The 23,914-nt window shown below is 50.7% G+C and carries 18 protein-coding genes; 9 read left to right on the forward strand and 9 right to left on the reverse strand.

Annotated elements, in window-relative coordinates; genetic code table 11:
- Positions 1 to 222: 222 nt before the first annotated feature.
- The 6 genes from guaA to H8730_RS11225 all read right to left on the reverse strand — a co-directional run bounded on the left by guaA (position 223) and on the right by H8730_RS11225 (position 6,836).
- Positions 223 to 1,749 carry a glutamine-hydrolyzing GMP synthase gene (gene guaA, locus H8730_RS11200; protein WP_177719160.1) on the reverse strand — a complete coding sequence of 509 codons (1,527 nt, stop codon included), beginning with the start codon at positions 1,747 to 1,749 and terminating at the stop codon, positions 223 to 225.
- Positions 1,750 to 1,782: 33 nt separating this feature from the next.
- Entirely contained in the window at positions 1,783 to 2,502 is a 720-nt protein-coding gene (locus H8730_RS11205) for a GltB/FmdC/FwdC-like GXGXG domain-containing protein (RefSeq protein WP_177719161.1), read from the reverse strand.
- A gap of 61 nt (positions 2,503 to 2,563) precedes the next feature.
- Complete coding sequence (locus H8730_RS11210) at positions 2,564 to 3,790, reverse strand: NAD(P)/FAD-dependent oxidoreductase (RefSeq protein ID WP_177719162.1); 1,227 nt, start codon at positions 3,788 to 3,790, stop codon at positions 2,564 to 2,566.
- Between the two features lie 5 nt (positions 3,791 to 3,795).
- Positions 3,796 to 4,224, reverse strand: a complete 429-nt coding sequence (locus H8730_RS11215; protein ID WP_177719163.1) for a 4Fe-4S dicluster domain-containing protein — start codon at positions 4,222 to 4,224, stop codon at positions 3,796 to 3,798.
- 15 nt (positions 4,225 to 4,239) lie between these two features.
- Positions 4,240 to 5,745: a glutamate synthase-related protein gene (locus H8730_RS11220; protein ID WP_177719164.1), complete on the reverse strand. Its 1,506-nt coding sequence runs from the start codon at positions 5,743 to 5,745 to the stop codon at positions 4,240 to 4,242.
- On the reverse strand, positions 5,745 to 6,836 hold the full coding sequence (locus H8730_RS11225) for a class II glutamine amidotransferase (protein WP_177719165.1): 1,092 nt from the start codon (positions 6,834 to 6,836) through the stop codon (positions 5,745 to 5,747). The genes H8730_RS11220 and H8730_RS11225 overlap by 1 nt, the downstream gene beginning before the upstream one ends.
- 392 nt (positions 6,837 to 7,228) lie before the next feature.
- Between H8730_RS11225 and H8730_RS11230 the strand changes: the two genes are divergently transcribed.
- Together H8730_RS11230 and H8730_RS11235 are read left to right on the forward strand one after the other, a co-directional pair.
- Positions 7,229 to 9,319: a glutamine synthetase III family protein gene (locus tag H8730_RS11230; protein WP_177719166.1), complete on the forward strand. Its 2,091-nt coding sequence runs from the start codon at positions 7,229 to 7,231 to the stop codon at positions 9,317 to 9,319.
- A 146-nt stretch (positions 9,320 to 9,465) separates the two neighbouring features.
- Complete coding sequence (locus tag H8730_RS11235; protein ID WP_177719167.1) at positions 9,466 to 11,178, forward strand: ammonium transporter; 1,713 nt, start codon at positions 9,466 to 9,468, stop codon at positions 11,176 to 11,178.
- Between the two features lie 86 nt (positions 11,179 to 11,264).
- Here H8730_RS11235 and H8730_RS11240 read toward each other — a convergent pair whose 3' ends face one another.
- Both H8730_RS11240 and H8730_RS11245 read right to left on the reverse strand, forming a co-directional pair.
- Positions 11,265 to 11,738 (reverse strand): pyridoxamine 5'-phosphate oxidase family protein, encoded by a 474-nt coding sequence (locus tag H8730_RS11240; protein WP_177719071.1) that lies wholly within the window; start codon positions 11,736 to 11,738, stop codon positions 11,265 to 11,267.
- Between the two features lie 21 nt (positions 11,739 to 11,759).
- Positions 11,760 to 12,521: an AraC family transcriptional regulator gene (locus tag H8730_RS11245; protein WP_177719070.1), complete on the reverse strand. Its 762-nt coding sequence runs from the start codon at positions 12,519 to 12,521 to the stop codon at positions 11,760 to 11,762.
- A 234-nt stretch (positions 12,522 to 12,755) separates the two neighbouring features.
- On the opposite strand from H8730_RS11245, the gene H8730_RS11250 reads away from it, so the two are divergent.
- Positions 12,756 to 14,174, forward strand: coding sequence for an MATE family efflux transporter (locus H8730_RS11250; RefSeq protein ID WP_249289837.1), 1,419 nt, complete (start codon positions 12,756 to 12,758; stop codon positions 14,172 to 14,174).
- Between the two features lie 6 nt (positions 14,175 to 14,180).
- On the opposite strand, the gene H8730_RS17915 is transcribed toward H8730_RS11250, so the two are convergent.
- Positions 14,181 to 15,056: an EamA family transporter gene (locus H8730_RS17915; RefSeq protein ID WP_177719069.1), complete on the reverse strand. Its 876-nt coding sequence runs from the start codon at positions 15,054 to 15,056 to the stop codon at positions 14,181 to 14,183.
- Between the two features lie 215 nt (positions 15,057 to 15,271).
- On the opposite strand from H8730_RS17915, the gene H8730_RS11260 reads away from it, so the two are divergent.
- The 6 genes from H8730_RS11260 to H8730_RS11285 all read left to right on the forward strand — a co-directional run bounded on the left by H8730_RS11260 (position 15,272) and on the right by H8730_RS11285 (position 23,749).
- Complete coding sequence (locus H8730_RS11260) at positions 15,272 to 16,462, forward strand: alpha-L-fucosidase (protein ID WP_177719068.1); 1,191 nt, start codon at positions 15,272 to 15,274, stop codon at positions 16,460 to 16,462.
- Positions 16,463 to 16,722: 260 nt separating this feature from the next.
- Positions 16,723 to 17,673, forward strand: coding sequence for an ABC transporter permease (locus tag H8730_RS11265; protein ID WP_177719067.1), 951 nt, complete (start codon positions 16,723 to 16,725; stop codon positions 17,671 to 17,673).
- A gap of 16 nt (positions 17,674 to 17,689) precedes the next feature.
- The gene (locus H8730_RS11270; RefSeq protein ID WP_177719066.1) at positions 17,690 to 18,595 is read left to right on the forward strand and encodes a carbohydrate ABC transporter permease; all 906 of its coding nucleotides are present in this window, start codon (positions 17,690 to 17,692) and stop codon (positions 18,593 to 18,595) included.
- Between the two features lie 61 nt (positions 18,596 to 18,656).
- Positions 18,657 to 20,279: an extracellular solute-binding protein gene (locus H8730_RS11275; RefSeq protein ID WP_177719065.1), complete on the forward strand. Its 1,623-nt coding sequence runs from the start codon at positions 18,657 to 18,659 to the stop codon at positions 20,277 to 20,279.
- 100 nt (positions 20,280 to 20,379) lie between these two features.
- Positions 20,380 to 22,674, forward strand: coding sequence for a helix-turn-helix domain-containing protein (locus tag H8730_RS11280; RefSeq protein WP_177719064.1), 2,295 nt, complete (start codon positions 20,380 to 20,382; stop codon positions 22,672 to 22,674).
- A 31-nt stretch (positions 22,675 to 22,705) separates the two neighbouring features.
- On the forward strand, positions 22,706 to 23,749 hold the full coding sequence (locus H8730_RS11285) for a metallophosphoesterase family protein (protein ID WP_249289838.1): 1,044 nt from the start codon (positions 22,706 to 22,708) through the stop codon (positions 23,747 to 23,749).
- The last annotated feature ends 165 nt before the right edge of the window (positions 23,750 to 23,914 follow it).

A 23,914-nucleotide genomic window follows, 5' to 3' on the forward strand; every position in this document is an offset into this window, starting at 1 on the left:
TGGCAGAAAAGTAATACTCAGCGGCAGATCCGATCTATTTCCCATCGTTCCCACAGATAAATTTCACTCCAATAGCAGTTGTTTTGCCTCTTCTAAGCAAATTGCATTCTGCCTTTGAATCGGTGTCTGACCTGTAACAGATTTATAGATTCTTGCCAAATGACACATGCGGACACTGAACGGCTGGGCGACCTCACCTGCGCGGAGGTTACTCCCACTCTTTTACTCCCATTCGATTGTGGCCGGAGGTTTGGATGTGATGTCGTAGACGACGCGGCTGCACCCTGGCACCTCGTTGACCATCCTCGTGGACAAAACCTTGAGCAGCTCATAGGGAAGCTCTGCGAATTCCACCGTCATGGCATCCCGGCTGGTCACCGCCCGGACCGCCACAACGTATTCGTAGGTCCTGGCGTCGCCCATGACACCGACGGTCTGAACCCCCGTCATGACGGTGAAATACTGCCAGATCTCTTGATCCAGCCCAGCCTTTGCAACCTCTTCCCGCAGGATCCAGTCCGTCCTGCGCACAATGTCCAGCTTTTCCTCGGTGATCTCCCCCATGACCCGGATGGCAAGGCCCGGCCCTGGGAATGGCTGTCTCCACACAAGCTTATGGGGAATCCCCAGGCTTTCGCCAAGCCGGCGAACTTCATCTTTAAATAGGGGGCGCAGCGGTTCGATAAGCCCTTTAAAAGAAATATTGGGGGGCAATCCGCCGACATTGTGATGGCTTTTGATCACGGCCCCATTCTCCCCGCCGCTCTCAATGACGTCCGGGTAGATGGTCCCCTGCACAAGGTAATCTCCGTTGATTTTAACGGCTTCCTCCTCAAAGACTCGCATGAACTCTTCTCCGATGATCTTCCTCTTCTCTTCCGGCTCCGAAACTCCCTTCAGCCGATTTAAAAACCGCTGAGAAGCATCCACCTTGACGATCTTCATCCCCAACTGTGCTTGATAAAACGCCATAACTTCGTCGGCTTCATGCATCCGCAGCAGTCCATGGTCAACGAAGATACAGGTCAACCGCTCCCCGATGGCCTTGTGAACCAGCACCGCGGCCACGGATGAATCCACGCCGCCTGACAGAGCGCAGACGACCTGAGAATCCCCCGCCTGCTCCTGGATCTGCCGGATGAGAACATCTCCCAAATTGTCCATGGACCAATCTCCCGCACAGCCGCAAATCTCGTAGCAAAAATTTCGAATGATTCGATCTCCCTGGGGAGAGTGCTTGACTTCTGGGTGGAATTGAACCCCGTACTGCCGTTTTTCCTCATTGGCAAAGGCGGCCACAGGGCAATCCGGTGTGGTCGCGATGGCAGTAAATCCCGGAGGCATCACTGTGACCTTATCCCGGTGATTCATCCATACAGTCTCGGCGGTTACGTCCTGAAAGAGGGGATGGCGATCATAGTGGATGGCGGTATGACCAAATTCGGATACGCAAGCAGAGCCAACCTCCCCATGATACTGGTAGGTCAGCTCCTGCATTCCATAACAAATTCCCAAAATCGGGATGCCGCATTCCAGCACCCTAGCGTCACAGTGCTTCGATCCTTCTGCGTAGACGCTATCCGGACCTCCGCTAAAAATGATCCCCTTGACATGTTCACCGCAGATGCGGTCAAGGGACGCGTTGTAGGGGATAATCTCCGTAAATACCCCCGCTTCCCTTACACACCGCGCAATAAGCTGGGTGTACTGTCCTCCAAAATCCAAGACCACGATTGTTTCATTTTCCATGGAAATTCCTCCGATTGTCGCTTAATCCCTACCTCAGTTATTGGTATAGAGTTGCTTATATGGGTTGCTTGTATTCGGCTCAAGCAAATAAAATTTGCTGTCCAAGATTTTCGACGAATCCTTCTCAAATTCCTCTCCGAATTCTTCTATATAGCCCTGTATCTCGTCTAGATCGCTGGGCATAGCCTCCCGCACATGGACCTGTGATGGAAGGGTCATGGGAAAGTCCTCACACCGGATGAAGATTTTGCCGCCGTGCATTCCCGTCGCACAGAAGTTTCCAACCGGTACCGGAGCATCCGCCAAGTTTAAAACGATAATGCGGCCTCCGGCTTGATATTCCCCTAGGAAACTCCCTGCCGTGCCCCCGACCACCAGAACCGGAGCTTTATCCTGATACGCCTTCATGTGAATTCCCGCTCGATACCCCGTGTCCTTCTCAACATAGATGCGGCCGCCTCGCATGGCGTATCCGGTGGCATCTCCGGCCCTCCCGTGAATGAAAATGATGCCGTCGTTCATGGTGTCACCGGTAGCCTCCTGCACATTGCCGTAGACCCGGATTGTGCTCCCATCAAGGTATGCGCCCAGAGCATTGCCGGGGACACCCTCGATCTCAATATGTTTCCCTTTGAGCCCGCTTCCGATGTATCGCTGACCAAAACAGTCTGTAATCAGAATATGATCCTCTTTTGCGTCTCGCACTCGCTGGCTTAACTCCTGAAAATGCATCAAACCTGCTTGTATTCTCATCTCCGACCTCCGTTCCGCCGCTGTGCGGCTAGGGCTTTTCTCCGATACCGCCATGGCTTTCTCACGCTCCTCCCAGCACACGATCCCGCTTACCCTTTGAAAACGCGATCAATTGTGGTTTTTCTTTGATAAGCTCATAATCGATGGTATCGAGAGGCGTCTCGTCCCGGATCAAGGCTGTGTAAATGCCGGCGCGGGCTACATCGCCGACCAGAATATAGCCCTTTAACACTCCTTGACGGGTCACTAATTTTTTATACGCAGAGTCACTTTGAACCACATACTCCTCCCCGACATAGCTTCCAGCCGTGAGCATGTGGAGTCCAAAGAAGCCAATGGCATTCATGGGAATCGCCTTATCATAGGAAGTCTCCAGGCCCGCCATGTTCAGGCCACAGACTTCCCCCTGCCGGTACGCGTTGGGAAGCAGGGCCAGGACACGCTCTGTCCCCGATGTAATATCATAGCTCTGAGTGCAATCCCCTGCGGCATAAATATCGGGGAGACTGGTCATACAGTGGGAATCCACCTGGACACCCCTCTCGATATCCGCCCCCGCATTTTTCAGGAGCTCCACCTCGGGACGCACACCCACGGCGAGAACCAGCACATCAAAATCTACAGCGCTTCCATTTTTCAATTCCGCTCGGGAAGGGGTAAAGCATTTTGCGCTGGTCCCGAGAATAAACCGGATTCCCTGGCGCTCAATATGCTTCTGTACCATGGCCGCGGCGGCGGTATCCAAAATGCTGGGCAGAATCTGCTCCGCCAGATCCACAACGGTGACGCTCTTGACCTTCTTCGCAATCCCCTCCGCGCACTTTAGACCGATGAGTCCCGCCCCTAGAATCATAACGCGGCTCTCCTCCGTCAAGTCTTGATCCAGCGCCTTGGCATCATCCAGGGATAGAAAGGTGTGTTTGACCGGAACCGACTCCAATCCTTCCATAGCGGGCACAAAGGGTTTTGAACCCGTAGCGCAGAGCAGCCGGTCAAAGGGAACCCTTTCCCCATTATCCAGCAAAACAGTCTTGGCAAGAGAATCGATGGCCACAGCTGTTCTTCCGAGCATAACTTCACAGCCGTTCTTTTCGTAGAAATCATCGGCTCGATATTTCATCCGCTCCCCATCGGTCTTTCCTGCCAACAGGTAAGAAATCAGCGGGCGAGAATAGGTGTGGTACTTTTCCCGGGAAATAATTGTGATGGGCCCCTCCTGATCAACCTGCCGGATTCCCTCCACACAGCCGATGGCAGCGGCCGAATTTCCAATAATCACATACCGCATATTCCTCACCTCTCTTCAAATACAATCGCTTTATTTGGGCAATGCTCAACACAGGCAGGCTTTCCACCAGCATTGTTCAGACACAGTTCGCACTTCTGAATCACGCCTTCATCCGAAGGCATGACACATCCATAAGGGCAGGTCAAAATGCAGGTGTAGCATCCCACGCATTTCTCCTTGTCAATCTCGATCACACCATCCACCAGATGCAAAGCTCCGGTGATACAGCCCTTGACGCACAGCGGCTCCTCACAATGGCGGCAGGAGACGGCGAAACTGATCCCATCCTTCTCTTCCACCTGAATTCTAGGATTGATCTGCACGCCCTTCAGCGCTTTGACCATATCCTTTTCCCCAGAGTTTGCAAAGGCACAGTAATATTCGCAAAGATGGCAGCCCAGGCACCACTTTTCATTGACATAGATTCGTTTCATGCAGGCTTCTCCTCTCTACTCTCCGGCGTGCTTGATTCCCAGGACTTCCAGTTCCTTTTCCGTCAGCCCGATTCCTCTCAGCATCAAACGGTTCCCCTTCAAGGCCTCAATGGAGTTGATCCCCATGCCGCCCATGATCTCCTTGATCTCATGCCCCCAGGCTGTCACAAGGTTGACCAATCTCTTATACCCAATCTCTGGATTCAACCGCTTCACCAGTTCCGGGCGCTGCGTCGCGATTCCCCAATTGCATTTTCCCTGATTACAGCTGCGGCAAAGGTGGCAGCCGAGGGCTACGAGAGCGCTTGTGGCGATGTACACAGCATCCGCTCCCAGGGCAATGGCCTTGACGATATCCGCGCTGCTGCGAATACTCCCGCCGACGATGATGGAGACTTCATCCCGAATACCCTCCTGGCGAAGTCTCTCATCCACACTGGCAAGGGCCAACTCAATGGGGATTCCCACATTGTCCCGAATTCGGGAAGGGGCAGCCCCCGTCCCGCCGCGGAATCCATCGATGGCGATGATGTCAGCGCCACTTCTGGCAATCCCGCTGGCGATGGCCGCAACATTGTGGACTGCGGCGATCTTGACGATGACCGGTTTCTTATACTCTGTCGCCTCTTTCAGAGAATAGACTAGCTGCCGCAGATCTTCAATGGAGTAGATATCGTGATGGGGCGCCGGTGAAATCGCGTCGGATCCTTCCGGTATCATCCTAGTTCTCGATACGTCCCCGACGATCTTGGCCCCCGGCAGATGCCCGCCAATGCCCGGCTTGGCCCCCTGTCCCATCTTGATCTCAACGGCGGCCCCTGCTTCAAGATAGTCCTTGTGGACGCCAAAGCGCCCAGACGCTACCTGCACGATAGTATTGGCGCCGTACTTATAAAAATCTTCGTGTAACCCGCCTTCTCCAGTGTTATAATAGATTCCCAGCTCCTGCGCCGCTCGCGCCAGACTTTCATGGGCGTTGTAGCTGATGGAGCCGTAGGACATGGCTGAAAACAGAATCGGCACGGAAAGCTCCAGGTGGGGCGGCATGGTGTTGACCAGATCCCCATTTTCATCCCGCCGGATTTCCGTGGGTCTCTTCCCGAGATACACTTTGGTCTCCATGGGCTCCCGCAGCGGATCGATGGGCGGGTTTGTGACCTGGGATGCGTTGAGCAGAATTTTATCAAAGTAAACAGGATAGTTCTTCGGCGTTCCCATGGAGGACAGCAGCACTCCGCCTGTGCCGGCTTGCCGGATCACATCGGAGATCACATCTCCCGTCCAGTTGGAATTGACTTTGTAGGTGTCGTCGCTTTTGACAATCTTTAGGGCCCTTGTGGGACAGAACGCGACACAGCGATGGCAATTGACGCACTTGCTTTCATCTGCCATCATAACGCCGGCATCCTCGTCATACCAGTGAACCTCGTTGGCGCACTGCCGCTCGCAGACGCGGCACGCGATACACCGGGATTGATTTCGGACAACTTCGTATTCCGGATAGATAAAATCAATGGACATTACTTCACACCTCCCTCAAGAGTCACGATAACCGGCTCCCCGCCCTTTGGCGCCCAGATGGCGTCCACATCTGGCTCAATCACCCGGATAGCACACTCTTCGCTGGCAGCGTATACCATATCGCCCTTCTCTGCGATAACCATGGATCGAAGCTTTAAGCGATCGTTCAGGGCCATCATGCCCCCCTCAAATCCCACCAGGATTGAGAAGGGACCTGTGATTAAAAGGCTGGAAAAGATGCTGCGCAGATACGTGAGCCGCTCTTTCTCCTTCGGGCTCTTTTTCTCAATGGTGCTCCAAAAGGGTGCGGCGATAACGGATGCCGTCTCTTCCATGGACAGCCCCTTTCGCCTGTGGAGATAATCGATGATATAGGTAATGACCTCCGTATCCGTCAACAAGGTACATTTGTACCCGAACATCTCAATGTAGCGCCGGTTGGCGTCATAGGAGGAAATCTCTCCATTATGTACGATGGAGTAATCCAGCATAGCAAAGGGATGCGCGCCGCCCCACCATCCCGGCGTGTTGGTGGGATAGCGGCCATGGGCCGTCCAGCAATACCCCTCGTATTCGTCGAGTCGGTAAAATTCTCCCACATCTTCTGGAAATCCGACCGCCTTGAAGACGCCCATGTTCTTTCCGCTGGAAAAGACATACGCCCCCTCCAATTCCGTGTTGATTCGGATGACACAGCGGGAGACATACTCTCGCTCCTCCAGCTGGCTGTCTTTTAGCTTGGTGGGCAGAGGTGCGACAAAGTACCGCCAGATCAACGGTTCATCCATGATGCGAGGGTGTTTTTTTGTGGGGATTTTTGACAAGTTCACCACATCAAAGTGACGGTCCAAAAATTTCTCACAGCGCTCCCTCGCCTCTATTGTATCATAAAATACATGAAACGCGTACAAATCTTTATACTCAGGATAAATGCCATAGCCGGCAAAGCCGCCTCCCAATCCGTTGGAGCGGTCGTGCATGACAGAGATGGATTTGACGATGGCTTCTCCACTGATCCGCCGGCCGCTTCTTGAGAATATTCCCGAGATCGCACAGCCCGATGGAATTCGCACTTGACCTTCTTTAAGCATTGGAGTTCCTCCTTATGGTTTGAAAAAGACGTTCACCAAAAGGCTGCCGGCATGGAAGTCCGCATCCCTTTGATGAACGTCTTTGTTCATTTTCCGATATTATACTATAGAAACCTAAAACTGTCAATGAAATTGATTCAAAAAAAAACAAAACTTGCAAAATTATGCAGATTTGATAAATGAACCTGAATCATCTCCCGAGTCACGCAGGAAAATTCATAAATCTTGCAAAATTAAAAATTTCCTCTTGACTTTCCCTCTTGACGGCACTATAATAAGCACCAGAACAGCAAAGGCGCTGTGGGTTATGATCCACAACGCCTTTTTTGGCTTTAGGACCTGAAGTCCTGGAAAGAAAATAGGCAAGATTTAAATAAGAGGAGGAAAGGACCATGAATAAAACAGAAGAAATCTTTGGCAGTTTGGTATTTGACGACCGGGTCATGCGGGAACGGTTGCCGAAGCCTATCTACAGAGCGCTGAAGCGAACAATCGAAGAGGGCAAGAGTCTCGACAAGAGCATCTCCGATTGCGTAGCCAACGCCATGAAAGATTGGGCCATTGAAAAGGGAGCTACCCATTTTACTCATTGGTTCCAGCCCATGACCGGTATCACGGCGGAAAAGCATGACAGCTTTATCTCTCCTGTTGGGGATGGAAGCATCATCATGGAATTTTCCGGCAAGGAACTGGTGAAAGGTGAGCCGGACGCGTCCAGTTTCCCGTCGGGAGGGATTCGGGCGACATTTGAAGCTCGCGGCTATACTGCCTGGGATCCATCCTCCTACGCATTTATTAAAGAAGATACTCTGTGCATTCCCACCGTTTTCTATTCCTACGGCGGGGAGGCTCTGGACAAGAAAACGCCTCTCCTTCGTTCCACTGAGGAATTAAACCGTCAGGCACTGCGAATTCTGGCTCTCTTTGGCCACACGGATGTGAAGCGTGTGACCACCACCGTCGGCCCTGAGCAAGAGTATTTTTTGGTGGACCGCGACCTCTACTTTAAGCGGGAAGACTTGATGTTGACCGGCCGCACACTGTTCGGCGCAAAACCTCCCAAGGGCCAGGAGATGGAGGATCACTATTTTGGAGCTATCAAGCCACGGGTCGCCGCCTTCATGAAGGATTTGGACGAAGAACTGTGGAAATTGGGAATCCTGGCGAAGACCGAGCACAATGAGGTGGCCCCTGCACAGCATGAGCTGGCCCCCATCTTCAGCAATACCAATATGGGCACCGACCACAATCAGCTGACCATGGAATTGATGAAAAATGTGGCCATCCGGCACAATCTGGCATGTCTGCTCCACGAAAAGCCCTTTGCCGGCGTCAATGGAAGCGGAAAGCACAACAACTGGTCTCTCTCCACGGACACAGGCATCAATCTCCTGGAACCCGGCGATTCCCCCCAGGACAACGCTCAGTTTTTGTTGTTCCTCACGGCGGTTATCAAGGGGGTCGATGAGTACCAAGATCTTCTGCGGATCTCGGTGGCCAGCGCAGGGAATGATCACCGTCTAGGCGCCAACGAAGCCCCGCCGGCGATTGTGTCCATGTTCGTCGGTGATGAGCTGCAGGCCGTTCTGGATTCCATTGAGCAAGGCGTTGTCATGGGACAGTCCAGCAAAGAGGACATGAAGGTCGGCGTTCACATTCTGCCCCGTTTCCCGAAAGACAGCACGGACCGCAACCGTACATCGCCCTTCGCCTTTACGGGCAATAAGTTTGAATTCCGTATGCTGGGTTCCAGCTGCTCCATCTCCGGACCCAATATCATACTGAATACCATCGTGGCAGAAGAGCTCAGCCAATTTGCCGATGAGCTAGAGGGCGCGGAGGATTTCACAAGCGCATTGACGGCGCTGATTCGCCGCACCATCTCCGAACATAAGAGAATCATCTTTAACGGCAACAACTACTCCGACGAGTGGGTCAAGGAAGCGGAGAGCCGCGGCCTCTTAAATCTCAAATCCACAGTGGATGCGCTGCCCTACTTCATCAGTGAGAAAAATGTTGCGCTGTTTACGAAACACAAAATCTTTACAGCGACGGAGATCCAGTCTCGGTATGAGATTATGATGGAAAATTACTGCAAGACCCTTAACATTGAAGCCTTGACCATGCTGGAGATGGCGAAGAAGCAGATCCTGCCGGCTGTCCTGTCCTATATCAAGGATCTCAGCGATACCGCCGCTGTCAAGAAGCAGCTTTCCTCGGCTATGTGCTGCGACGCGGAGGAGGCGCTGATCACCAAGCTGTCTGCCCTCGCCTCGTCCTTCTACAAGAAGATTGAGGCTCTGAACCAGGCTGTCCTGGGCGCCACGGACTTTGACGACATAAAGGCGGAAGGGACCTATTACCATGATGTCATCTTCCTCGCCATGCAGGAGCTGCGTTCCGTGGCGGATGAGATGGAGACGCTGGTGGGCGATAAGTACTGGCCGTTCCCAACCTACACGGACCTGCTCTATCGCGTGTAATTTTTGACCAATTGAAAAAGCGATACCCCGCCATGCGGCGGACTTTCCAATCGATGCACAAGGGCGTGCGGTGTCAGGGGAGAACTCCCCTCACCCCACGCCTTTTTCGTTTTGCTACTATGTCACTATATAAGGGAGGAGTTTGTATGTTTTCATCTGTTAACACAATCTGGGTCCTGTTAGGGGCTGCACTGGTGTTCTTTATGCAGGCAGGATTCGCCATGGTGGAGGCCGGGTTTACACGGGCCAAAAACTCTGGAAATATCGTTATGAAAAACTTGATGGATTTTTGTATCGGAACCCCTGTCTTCTGGCTCTTGGGCTTCGGGATTATGTTCGGGGGGGCCGGCGCCTTTATTGGAGGCTTTGACCCACTGGTGAGAGGCGATTACAGCGCGATCTTGCCGGACGGGGTTCCGCTGCCCGCTTTCCTGATTTTCCAGACCGTATTCTGCGCCACCGCCGCGACCATCGTATCCGGCGCCATGGCAGAGCGAACCAAATTCTCTTGCTACTGCCTCTACAGTCTCATCATCAGCGCTGTCATCTATCCCATATCCGGCCATTGGATTTGGGGCGGCGGCTGGCTGTCTAAGCTCGGCTTTCATGATTTTGCCGGATCAACAGCCGTACATATGGTGGGCGGCGTTGCCGCTCTCATCGGCGCGAAGATCCTTGGCCCTCGTATTGGAAAGTACGACAAAGATGGAAAGCCTAAGGCCATTCTGGGTCACAGCATTACATTGGGCGCGTTGGGCGTGTTTATTCTCTGGTTCTGCTGGTTTGGCTTCAATGGCTGCTCCACTGTCAACGCAGAGGGGGATGCCAGCCTGACGTCCATGGGCAATATCTTCGTCACCACCAACATGGCGGCGGCTGTGGCCACTGTCACCGTTATGATCATTACATGGATTCGCTATAAAAAACCCGATGTCTCCATGACCCTGAACGGCGCTTTAGCCGGTCTGGTTGCCATCACGGCCGGCTGTGATGCCGTTACCCCCTTTGGATCTGCCTGCATAGGTTTGATCGCTGGCTTTGTGGTTGTATTTGGGATTGAATTTATCGATAAGGTGCTAAAAATTGATGATCCCGTCGGCGCCATCGGCGTCCACGGCATGTGCGGCGCCACCGGAACCATTCTGACAGGCCTCTTCGCTGTCGACGGCGGCCTCTTCTACGGCGGCGGTGTCAAATTCCTTGGCATACAGGCCCTAGGCGTTGTCAGCGTTATCGCATGGGTCACCGTCACCATGACCATTGTCTTTCTTCTGCTGAAAAAATTCATGGGACTGCGCGTCTCCGAAGCGGAGGAGATCGCCGGCTTGGATATCATGGAACATGGCCTTACAAGCGGCTACGCGGATTTCATGCCGGCGAACATGCCGGCTCCCCCGACAATTCTCGGCGCCGGCGTTCCTGCTGCTGCCAGCACGGAAGAACCTGTTCCCGTGGACACGGCTGTGAAGGTGTCCTACACCCCCACGGCGCCGTCGGATCAGCCTAAGATGACGAAGATCGTCATGATCATCAAGCAGAGCCGCTTCGAAGTATTAAAACATGCCCTAACGGAGCTTGGCATCACCGGAATGACGGTCACCCAGGTGCTCGGCTTCGGTATGCAGATGGGCTCCAGCGAGTTTTACCGGGGCGTCAAGGTTGACAGCAGCCTGCTGCCAAAGGTCAAGGTCGAGATGGTAGTCTGCAAGATTCCGCCGGAGGCTGTCATCGAGACAGCGAAAAAGGCGCTTTACACCGGCCATATCGGGGATGGCAAAATCTTCGTATATGATGTGGAAAATGTGATTAAAGTCCGTACCGGAGAGGAAGGCTATGACGCTCTACAGGATGTGGAATAAGATCTGACTCTCGTTTCAGACAGCAAAACAGGCGGTATGTCTCTTCAGGATGACATACCGCCTGTTTTTGGCTGGCCGTCACGGGCTCATCTTTTGACAGCCCGGCGCTTGCCGGTCATCTCCTCCACCACCAGTTTCAGAACCTTTGTCCTCGCTACGGCTGCTCGATTGAACTCAAAGTGTTCCTCGTGGTAATGATCCGTCAGAATCGTCAACGCCTCCAGCTTCTCTTCCTCCTGCACAATCTCAATCTGCCCTCGGCCAATGACACTCTCATATTCCATGGTGCAATGGCCATTTTCCCTGTCGGACACAAGCCTGTGGGCGCAGTCCATCTCGAAGGATACCCTGTTGTCTCTTGCAATCAGCTCATACTTTTTTCCTTCCATTGCCCCGTGAAAGTACAAGGTCACCGTGTTTTCGCTTACCTTTGCGCCAAAGTTCAAGGGCAAAATATAGGGATACCCTTCGTCGTTAAGGGCCAGACGGCAGACATCGCATCGGTCTATGACGCCAACCATCTCATTCCAGTCCGTGATTTCTCGATCCTGTCTTCTCATTTTATCCTCCCTTCCGCCACCTTAGCGGCATTTTGATTCTCTTCGAAACTGGCTGGGCGTCACGCCCACATATTTCTTAAATAAAAGGGTAAACTGTGTGCCATCGGGCATCCCGCAGCTCTGCGCCACATGGGATATGGACGTGTCTCCAGTGGCTAGGAGCAATTTTGCGTGCTCGATTCGCTTTTGTATAATATACTGCTTGGGGGAAATCCCCGCCTTTCTCTTGAACAGGTGGCGGAAATGATCGGCGCTATACCCGGACAGTTCCGCTAAGGTGTCCAGACAGATATCCTGGCTGAAATTCTCGTCAAGAAAGGTGAAGATATACCCCATGGAATCAAAGGTTTGGTCCTTTCGAGTCTGCTGGTTCCGATAATGTTGCAACACAATCTCTGTCGTATACAGATTGACATAGAGATCATGGTAGATCTCCTTTGCGCCGAACTCTCTGCGGACATCCTGGATTCGCTTCCAAATCCTCTTTCCAAAATCCGTATAGACGCCGTCCTCCAGAGGCGGCGCATCCTCGGGCAAATAAAATCCTAGGCAATAGACGGTGACCGCTGCGCTGTGCTCTTCCGTGTGGGGGACTCCTGGTCGGTACAGACTGTACTGTCCTGCTCCGTAGGCGACCGCCCTCCCCGCGATACAAGTCGTCCCTGCGCCCTCGGCGTAATATGCCATCTCATAATAGGTATGCGCATGTTCCCGCACTGTACAGCCCGGTCCGTGCGAAACATAGAAAAAATAAGACAATTCTGCATTGACCGCTGTATGCATGGTCTGTCCTCCCTTTTGTCCAACTTCTATACTGTATCATAAGGCCCTCGCTTCGATTTGTCAAGCTGTCTGTGCAGGACGCTGACAGGCTCCTCTATAGTTCTTCGGAATTCCTCTCATTCGCACAGTTGACAAGGCGTATCGAATCTTCTACAATAGAGAAGGTAAAAATCGTTGCTTTGCCGGTGATCCCAGCACAGCATCGAGTTTATTCTATTGGAGGCTTATATTATTATGGACACTCAAATGACACAACCAAAAGAGAATAAGATGGGCGTTATGCCCATAAACAAACTGTTGATTTCCATGTCGCTCCCTATGATCATTTCAATGCTGGTTCAGGCTCTGTACAATATCGTGGACAGCATGTTCGTCTCCCAGCTCAGTGAAAACGCGCTCACGGCCGTCTCCCTGGCCTTTCCCGCACAGAATCTCATGATCGCTGTGGCCACTGGAACCGGCGTTGGCATCAATGCTTTGCTGTCCAAAAGCCTAGGCGAGAAAAATCGATCCGTCGCCAACAAGACCGCCTGCAACGGCGTTTTCCTTGCCTTCTTCAGTTTCCTTGTCTTTGCCGTGGCAGGCTTATTCTTTGCGCATACCTTTTTTACTCTGCAAACGGATATTCCCGATATTGTAAGCGATGGGACAAGCTATCTCACCATCTGCTGCGTCTTCTCCTTCGGCGTGTTTTTCCAAGTCACGTTTGAACGACTGCTTCAATCCACCGGAAAGACATTCTACACGATGATCACCCAGGGGACGGGCGCCATCATCAACATTATCCTGGATCCGATTTTGATCTTTGGCCTTCTGGGTTTCCCCAGGATGGGCGTCGCTGGGGCGGCGATTGCAACGGTTGCCGGGCAGATTGTGGCTGCGCTGCTGGCCCTGTATTTTAATCTGACAAAGAATGAGGAACTCCACTTCTCCAGAGAGACGTTTCGCCTGGAAGGCCACATCATCAAGCGCATCTATGCCGTGGGCGTTCCCTCCATCATCATGGCTTCCATCGGCTCTGTGATGACCTTTGGCATGAACAAGATCCTCATTGGATTTACATCCACGGCCACCGCTGTCTTTGGCGTGTATTTCAAATTGCAGAGCTTTATATTCATGCCCATCTTCGGACTCAACAATGGCATGGTGCCCATCATAGCGTACAACTATGGAGCCCGCAAAAAAGAGCGGATTATGAAAACACTTCGCCTCAGCATCACGTACGCCGTCAGCATGATGGTCATTGGTCTCCTGATCTTTTGGCTTTTCCCGGTGCAGCTCCTCTCCATCTTCAACGCCTCGGAAACCTTGATCCAGATCGGAGTACCCGCTCTGCGAACCATCAGCCTAAGCTTTATTTTCGCCGGTTTTTGTATCTGCACTCTGTCCCTCTGCCAAGCCCTGGGCCATGGACTGTTAAGCTTATTCGTATCCGTCGTCCGCCAGCTGGTCATTTTACTGCCCTGTGCGTTTATTCTCTCCCGGCTGGGCGGACTGGAGGCCACCTGGTGGGCCTTCCCCATTGCGGAAATCGCTTCCGTCGCCCTCAGCGCCCTTTTCTTGCGCCATATTTATCACAAGGAGATCGCGCCGCTGGATACCGCGGAGGAAGGTTTCGCTGAAAATCTAGATCCGGAGGCCACTTCTCTATAGAAAAATTCAGAGCGCTTTTATCATAAGCAGGGAAATCAACCCCAGCACAATGCCTGTGATGGACTTCACTGTAAGCCGTTCTTTATAGCACAGGGCGGCGATGACGGCGGCGATCAGGGTGTTGCCGCCGTTGATAAACGCGAACAGCACAACGGATGATACTTCATTGGTTGCCAGGGTGGCCAACTGATTGATGAGAAAAACCGCCACAGCCAAAAGTAAAATTGGCAGCCGCAGTTGGGTATTAAGCGGCTCCAATTGGCCTCGCCTGCGGGAAAAAAGGCACACCAGTCCACATAGAAGCGCCGGAATGGCGAAGGACAAAAAGGAAAAGAGGGACACACTGCTGTCGGGGTTTAAAAAGGTCAACAGTTTTTGGCACAACATTACGGTGCCGTTTGTGAAAAAGTTGCCGAGCAAGAGAAGGACTGTCTTGAGAGAAAAGCCAGTATAAATCTCTCGCGAAGAATTCGCCAACAGCAAGGTACAGCCGATAAAAATTGCAACGCCCAGCCACTGAAAAATGGACATCGGCTCATGGAAGAAGAAAATTCCGCATACGGACGGGATGATGAGACCTGCGGTGCTAAAAATCGAGCACAGTACCATTGTACCGCTCTGCATGGCGAGAGCGCTGCACAGCGTGCCGCCCGCCAGGCACAGACCGGAGGTAAGGGAGATCATAATCATGGTCAGATCAACCTTCCCTCTGTCCATAATGAGGTAAAGCCCCAAGGCTAGCACTGCCGATATACTCATCGACAACGTCAGATACTTCGCCCTGCCGCCCGTGGTAGTAGGATAAACGGTACTGACTTTCTTTGTATAAAAATTTTGCACAACCCTTAGCAATAGGATGATGCCTATGTATGCTGTCCCCACTTTGGTTCCTCCGTCCATTCCAATTATCATATTGGGTATTTCACATGCCCCACAGTATAGCAATCCTATCCTCAGCTGTCAACGAAAATGGAAACGAAACTTTTTCGATAGGATTCAAGGGATGGCAGGCGCAGAGTATTGACATGACTTGAGGAATCGTGTATGCTTACACTATATACACGATTTTATCCTGTCAGGAAAGGGGTTTTTATGACATGCATACAATGCCACACCGCTTTGGAATGTTTGTACACTGGGGTATATACGCCCTGTCTGAGTTTCACGAGCAGTACCGCTGGAAGCTCTCTGTGCCGCGCAAGGAATACGCTACACTCGCCGAGCGGTTTAATCCCGTTGATTTCGACCCCGAGGAATGGGTGTTGATGGCAAAGGACGCTGGGATGGAATACCTTTGTTTTACTACAAAGCATCACGATGGATTTTGTATGTGGGACACCCAATACACGGATTTTAAAGTCACCAATACTCCCTATGGCAGGGATGTCCTCAAAATGCTTGCTGACGCCTGCGCCAAGCATGGTCTGGCGCTTTCCCTCTACTACTCCATTCCGGACTGGAATCACCCCAACGCCTTCAATGAACTCAGCACCCATCAGATTTTGACGGAAGGCGACGTGGCGGACTCTGCCCTGTACCGCGAATACATCAAACACCAGATGGGCGAGCTGTTGACCCAGTACGGCAAAATCTACACGCTATTCTGGGATATTCCGCCTCACATCAGCGATCCATCGATCAATGAGTATGTGCGCTCGCTCCAGCCGGACATTCTCATCAACGATAGAGGCTACGATTCCGGTGACTTCTCCACGCCAGAGCGCTATGTCCCGGACGGATACGCCTTTGAGCGCTACACCGAAGCCTGTTCTGCCGTTGGACTCCGCAGCTGGGGTTACCGAAAAAATGAGGACTACTACACGCCCAAATTTCTCTGCCAGAGCCTGGATAAAATCCTTGTCATGGGCGGCAGCTATCTGCTCAACGTTGGACCGATGCCAAACGGCAAAGTCGATGAGAAGTCAAAATCCATCATCCAAAAGGTCGGCAGTTGGTACAACCGGGTCAAGGAATCCTTTGAGAATGTGGAATGCGCTCCGGAATTGTTTGAGGACCCATGCTACTTGGTGACCAAACGGGATCAAACTGTATATCTTCATTTCAACCGCGACGCCACAGCTTGCGGCGTATCGCTCAAACCGTATAACCAGATGCCCCGCTCCGCCACTGTCCTGAACAACGGCCAGAAGCTGGCATTTGACATTACCACTATGCCTGAAGATACGGATCCGGTAACCTTCGTCTTGAATCCGCCGTCACTCCACATCTACGATATCCCGGCTGACGTGATCACCCATGAGCCAATCGTAATTAAGCTCGAATTGTAAGGTCATGGAGGAAATGCGATATAATTGAAGTATTCCTATCTCCTATGAAGAAAACAGAGAATGAATCCTGCATGGATTCGTCTCTGTTTTTCTTTGGAAAGAATACTGCTATAATCATTGAATTATGCGATTTACGAATGGCTATTGTAGGTGTAATTTTAAAGTATAAGCTAACTTTATATCTTTTTGGAAACGGTTCTTTCCAATCAAATACGTTTGATATGCCGGTCCAAGACTCTATGAAAGGCGTGATAACCTCCATGAAAAAAGCTTTAACCACGGCCGGAGCGGTGCCCATCCAGCGGAAAATCAGCGCTCAATCCTATATGAAGCGTAACTGGATGCTGTATCTAATGGCGTTGCCCGGGCTTCTCTGTCTGCTGATCTTTAAATATGTTCCAATGTATGGGGTGTTGATGGCTTTTGAAAACTACTACCCTGCAAAAGGAATTCTCGGCAGCGATTGGGTTGGCTTCAAGCATTTTGTTACCTTTTTTAAATCTCCCTACTTTGAAAGGCTGATTGGCAATACGTTTGCCCTGGGCATTGCGTCGCTGATATTTTCATTTCCGGCGCCGATTATTCTGGCCTTGCTGTTCAATGAGCTGCACAATGAACGGTTCAAGCGAATAACGCAAACCATCTCCTACATGCCATATTTCATCTCCACCGTCATTGTCATCGGTCTGTTAAAGGATATGTGCAGTACCAATGACGGTATCATCAATCAGCTGATCGTCGCGCTGGGCGGCGAACGGATTGCGTTTTTCGCTTCGCCGCAATGGTTCCGCCCGCTTTATATTCTTTCCGGCATCTGGTCCAGTGTCGGCTACAACTCCATTATTTATCTGGCCGCTATCTCAGGAATCAATCCAGAACTCTATGAGTCGGCTGTGCTGGACGGGGCATCCCGGTTTAAACAGGCTATCCACATTACCCTCCCGTGTATCTCTTCCACGATCGTAATTCTGTTGATCTTTGCTGTGGGCGGTATCGTGGGGAATGATTATTCCAAAATCCTGCTGATGCAGTCCCCCCTTACATATGAAACGTCGGATGTCATTTCCACCTATGTGTACCGCGAAGGGATCCTGGGAGGAAGCTACGGCTATACCACCGCCATCAACCTGTTTACATCGCTGATATCGCTGTTCTTTTTGCTGACCACCAATATGATTTCCAAAAAAATCAGCGATGAGGCAATCTTTTGAAGGGAGTGTGCTATCCATGAAAATTCTCAGCGCGAGGCGAAAGAAAAGGCACAGCCTATTCGATATTTTCAACGTTTTGTTTATGACCCTGCTCTCGCTTATCTTCCTTTATCCGCTTCTGATGACACTAGGCCTCTCCTTCAGCAGTGCAAAAGAACTCGTGGGAAAATCCGTCATCCTTTTCCCCGTAGGATTTTCTACGCAGTCCTATGTGGCATTCCTGACGGACACGGCAATCTTTCGGTACTATGTAAATACTATTGTCTATGCCATAAGCGGCACCTTCGTTTCTCTGCTGTTTACTTCGCTGTTGGCCTATCCTCTCACCATATCGGAGTTTATAGGAAAAAAATTGATTACCATTCTATTGCTGATTACCATGTTCTTTGGCGGCGGTCTGATCCCGTCATACTTAAACATCCGCAATCTCCACATGTTAAATACCATCTGGGCCATGATCCTGCCGGGCTGCATATCCGCATGGAATACCATCATGTTCGTTAACTTTTTCCATTCGATTCCGGACTCGCTCAGGGAATCCGCCACGATTGACGGCGCAAATCATTTTCGTGTACTATTTTCCATTATTTTGCCGCTTTCTAAAGCACTGCTCGCCACCATCGCTCTGTTTACAATCGTCGGCTTCTGGAATGACTACTTCAATGCACTGATCTATCTGGACAGCACCTCCAAGATGCCAATTCAGATTTTTCTGCGCAAAATTCTTGTCAATATGGAGATTGCTGAAGGCAACGCCAATCAGGGCGACGAAATGATGCGCCTGCTGGATATGGTCAACGCCAATCCCCGCACCGTCAAGGCCGCAGCAACTATAATTACCATCATTCCGGTGCTCTGCGTGTATCCATTTTTGCAGAAGTATTTTACCAAGGGAATGATGATCGGAGCTGTCAAGGCGTGATCTGTGAAATTCCGCAGAATGCGCCCTGAAGATATATCAAATATAACGAGGAGGAAACATCATGTCAAACAGAACAAAGTCTTACATTGCCATGGTGGTCATGCTTGTTGCCGCCATGCTAACAGGATGTCAGGGGACCAGTCCTAACTCGTCCACATCGGCCGAAGGCGATGTCTCGAGCACATCCCAAGACAAAGCGATCACCTTCCCCTACACCGGCGACCCTATTGTCTACAGAGGTTACGCCTACGAGGGGTTGGATCAAAACCCGGAACTGCTTTGCCAGAAAGCTTGGAAAGAACACATCGGCAATATCTCCATTGAATATGAGTTTGCCGCCTATAATGATTATCTGGAGAAGAGCAAGGTCTACCTGGCCACGAATGACATCCCGGATGTTATGCCAATGCCAAGTGTCATGTCCGTTGCAAGCCAGTACGGTTCCACTGGCTGTCTGCTTGACTTCAACAAGTATTCCGAGTATATGCCCAACCTACAGGAATACCGTAAACAGTATCCGAACCTAGACTATATCTGCAATAGTAAGAACGAACGTTTTGCCATTGTGGGTGTACAGCCTATCGACTTTGCCGGCGAAAGCTATTGGGTCAATATGGACGTCCTCAACGCCGCCGGACAGAAAGTTCCAGAGACCTTTGAGGAAATGCTCTCCACCATGCGCGCAGTCAAGGCGAATGATCCCACCATCACTCCATGGCAGTCCTATTGGAATATTGATTACACCCAGGGTTGGTTTGCTAAAATGATGGGCGCAAAGTATGACGCAAGCACGATCATTTATTATGACACCGCCGACAGCTCCTACAAATGCGTCTACCGCGAAGCAAGCGCAAAGCGCCGGGAACTGATCGAAATGATGGCCACTCTGTACAGAGAAGGCCTGATCAATTCCGAAATTGCCGAAATGTCCTTTGAGCAAGAGCAAAACGCAATTGCCACTGGCAAATGGGCATTTTCTGCAACATATAACAATTCACTCGAAGCTGAAATCTTCAAGGTTGAAAAGGGCGCCGAACTGCCCTATGACATCCAGCCCATGACTGCTCCGGCCGACCCCGACGGCAATCGCTACCTTCCCATTGCCTATCAGCATGATGGCCTGCCTAGCTGGGGAATTGTCTGCTCCAGCAAAGTTGAGCATCCCGAGCTGCTGGCCGCCTACATGGATCAGGTTGTCTCCCCCTTCGGCCGCGATATCTTCAACTATGGAGTGGAAGGCACAACCTTTGACTATGTTGACGGGGTTCCAACCATACGCGACGGAATCGACAAGGCAGAATACGGCATTGGCACACAGTACGAAGTATGGATGGTGGGCATGGGACCGGTTGTCCGCACTGCCGATGGCTACAAGCTCGGTTCGGCAACACTGGACAACAACATGAATAACTTTATGGACGGCACAGTGAAAGCCGACTTTAGTCCACAATTCACAGTTTTCGGCTCCGATGAAGCGACTGAAAAGGCGAACCTCGAAAACAATATTATGACATTTGTCAAAGAACAGGAAGCGAAATTTATTTACGGACAGAGGAATATGGATGAGTGGGATGCCTATGTTCAGGAACTTGAAAGCTTCGCCAGCATCGACGATCTAATTACACTCTACGGCGAAGCCCAGACCATCGAGCGCGACCCGGAGCGTATCTTCGCAGTGAAATAAATCTTTTCTCATCTGAATAAAGGCACACGGAGGTCCTCCGCACTGGAGGATTTTTCCGTGTGCTTTGGCGGTTGAATGAGACTGTATTGAGGTGTAGGGAATGAAAAAGACGGTGACCATGTTCAAAGGCAGTATTTTCCGCAATATTTTTTCTATTTTGACGGTTTTAATCTTGATTATGACCGTCTTCAATCTGACGATGACTCTGTTTATTCGGAACCGCCTATTTAAAGATAAGATGCAGGAACAAAACGTATATATTGACTCTTATGCCTCTTTTATGGACGATACATTTCAGAGCTTGCAGAATATTTTCACCTATCTACAGCGAAATGACGCTATTTCTTGGCGTGCGTCTTCGGGGTATCGGGAAAGCGATAATTACCTGAAAAATGAACAGGCAATTTTTGACCTGTTGAGCACCTTTTCTTTCACATCCACCTCCATCAGCGAAATTTTGGTCTATTGGGAAGATACGCCCTATCTCTATACGGCTCAAGGGCTGGTACAAAAGGACGTCTATTTTCATAACCGGTTCAAAGGCAATTATGCTGAATGGGTGGATCTGCTGGAAAGCCACTATAATCAGGTCACGATACGCATAGCTGACAGCGCGGTCCCAGCCCCTCAGCAGATCACGAACACCAATACGGTGTCCTCCGGAATCTATCTATTGCAATCAATCAGAACAGACAATCAGACCTACAAGGGAACCCTTTGCATAGCGCTAAAAGAAACATTTGTCCGAAGCATCTTTCAGGACCAGCAATTTGCGAAGGGACGCCAAATCTTTGTACTGGACAGCGACACCAACATCGTGGCGGCAAACACGGACGCCGAGCTCAGCGATATACTGTATGGCTTGAACTTGAAAGACATCCATAATACCAGCCTCTATCTTCCACAGCGGGGGCTGATATCCAACCGTGAAGCGACCATAAGTGAGTTGGAATATGTGATTTTTACGCCGTATGACCAAATGGTAGGCGCGTTTGACCGCGTTTTCTGGACGGCAAACATTTTTTCCGCGGTGACCGTTTTCGTGCTGCTCTGTTACGCTTTCTGGAGTTCACGTCAAATGTATAAACCGTTTCGTGGAATCTTGAATGCATTGGGGCAAACGCCACGGAATGTGGAAACAAAGGATGACGTTCTCTATATTACCACTCGGGTGCTGGATCTTCTTTCCGTGAATCAAACCATGCATACCATGCTGCAGAGCAACAGCCATATGGTGCTGCAATCGGTGCTGTATAAGCTGATTATGGGCGGCCCTTCTGTGGAAGAAACCCTCGCTTCTGTCACGCCATACAATATCTCTCTTTCTGATGGGATTTATGAAACGGCCATCATCCGCATGGATCTGCCCCACGATGAAGAAGAAAGGTTTTACACAGAATACCATGACGTATTTGACAGAAATCTGCACGCTTATTTGGACGCATGGATCGTTGAAGCGTTGCAGACATTGCCCGATGAATATACGCTGGTGCTCTGCCTGAAAGATTACACCGAACAGGCACATCTGATCAAAGCCATGCATGAGATGTATGAATCTTGGCGCAGACAAATTCCTGGTTCCTCCTTTTTCATCGGGGTCAGCGATTGTATCCGGAATATCCTTGAGCTTCGAGTCTGCTATGAAAAATCCGTTGCGGCACTCTTTTCTCGCCCGGTGCAGAGCAAGGACGCCATTGTTCTTGTACAAACCGATTCGGCCGCGAAGGGCATCCCGTTTTTACCAGATGATCTTGAGGCGCAGTTACGCTCGCTGCTGGAAAAACCAACGGATGAGCCATTGCTCGCTTATGTAGACGGTATTCTTGATCGAAATTACCGAAAAAATGTGGCCTATAAGGCATATCTCTCCGCTTGCGTGACCATCAGCCGATTCGTTGGAAGGCTGGTACAGAGCAAAAATGAGAGCATCTCCGCTGATCTGATTCAGATTAGCCCCTCCAATTACGTTTATACCGCCGAGCGTTGCAGAGAAATTGTTCTTTCCAATCTGTCGGTTGCCTCAAAGCTTCTTGCGCAGACAAATGTCTCTGCCTCCATCAGTGAGCAGATCACGTCTTATGTGAACGAGCATTTTCATGAGGATATCAACCTTGCGTCTGTTGCCAACGAACTAGGATATACACCAAATTATATTTCCCGCTATTATAAACAGGCCAACGGAATTAACTTTACCGACTATCTCAACAGCCGCCGGGTTGCATTTGCCTGCGAGCTGCTGGCCTCGACCTCCAAGAATCTTAATCGCATCGCGGAAATGTCCGGCTTTCGCAGCTCAAATTTCTTCATTAAGGTGTTTAAAAAATATGAGGGCGTCACGCCCGGAGAATACCGAAGAAGGATGCGCTTGAAAACAGAAACCGCCGATGACAATTAATGTGAAAGCCTAATATAGGGAGGCAATGAAAATGCCAGGCCAAAAATCATCATCTTGCACGGAGGAATCCAAAATGAATCACCTGAAATACTTGACCGACCATTACGATGAGAGCATAGAAAAAATTAAAACAATAGGCGCCCCTCTGAACTTTGTCTTCATTACAGACTTGCATAACCGGCTAAATGAGTTTGCGACAAAGGGTGAAGCCGGAAAATATGAGCTTGCGGTCAACGCCATCGACTCAATTCAGTACATTTTAGATCGCTGCCCGGAAATCTCCTTTGTTGTCAACGGCGGCGACATAGGAAACGACTATCATCCTGACCCAGAACAAATTCGCGCCTCTCACCGGGAGGTGATGGATGCTCTGTACAGATTGTCCGCCCCCGTTCACTGCTGTGTGGGAAACCACGACGACGCCATCGGCAATGCCATCGACCGCGGCAACGATACGCAACCCTTTGCAATCCTGCCCGAGGAGATACACCGCCTTTGCATGAAAAATAATCCTACCGGGGAAAACTATTATTTCTTTGACCATGCCTCGCTGGACTACCGCTTTATCTTTTTAAATACCAGTGACAAACCGTATCTTCTAAATGAGCAGGGACAGTATCCTTTCGGCTGGCGGCTAGAGGTTTCGGACAAACAAGCGGACTGGTTGGAGCTTGCACTGCAGACGGAGAAAAAAATCCTCATCTTTAGTCACTCTCCCATTCACAATGCCGGAATTTATGGCACGATCGAGTATCCCCTTGGAATTAAGCCCTATGATGATCTACTTAACGGTCCGCGCATCTATTATGCCATTAAAAGGTGCCCCCGAGTCATCGCCATGATCGCGGGGCATGTACATTACGATAACCTGCTGTATGACGATGGAATCCTATCGATTACTTCCCTGTGCTCCTTTGTACAGGAGTGGGCGCCAGGGTGCCCGAAGCGGAAAATCGGCTCCATAACAGAGACCGCATTCGATGTGTTTTCCATCACAGATACCCAACTATTCATCACCCGCTTTGGCGCGGGGGAAGATCGCGTGGCCAATATCATGCGCGGCATTGATCTATAGCCTTGGGTGTATAATCCGCTCTTCTGTGCTGCCGTCAAAATCCAATCCAACCAAAAATATAAATCCGGAAACCATTTCCCTATAGAGAAAAACAATAGGATGCGATATACTAAGGATCGTATCCTATTGTTTTTCTTATTCACTGCTTTTGATGAAGTTGCCGCT

The sequence above is a fragment of the Bianquea renquensis genome (assembly GCF_014384895.1).
Taxonomy (GTDB): domain Bacteria; phylum Bacillota; class Clostridia; order Lachnospirales; family Bianqueaceae; genus Bianquea; species Bianquea renquensis.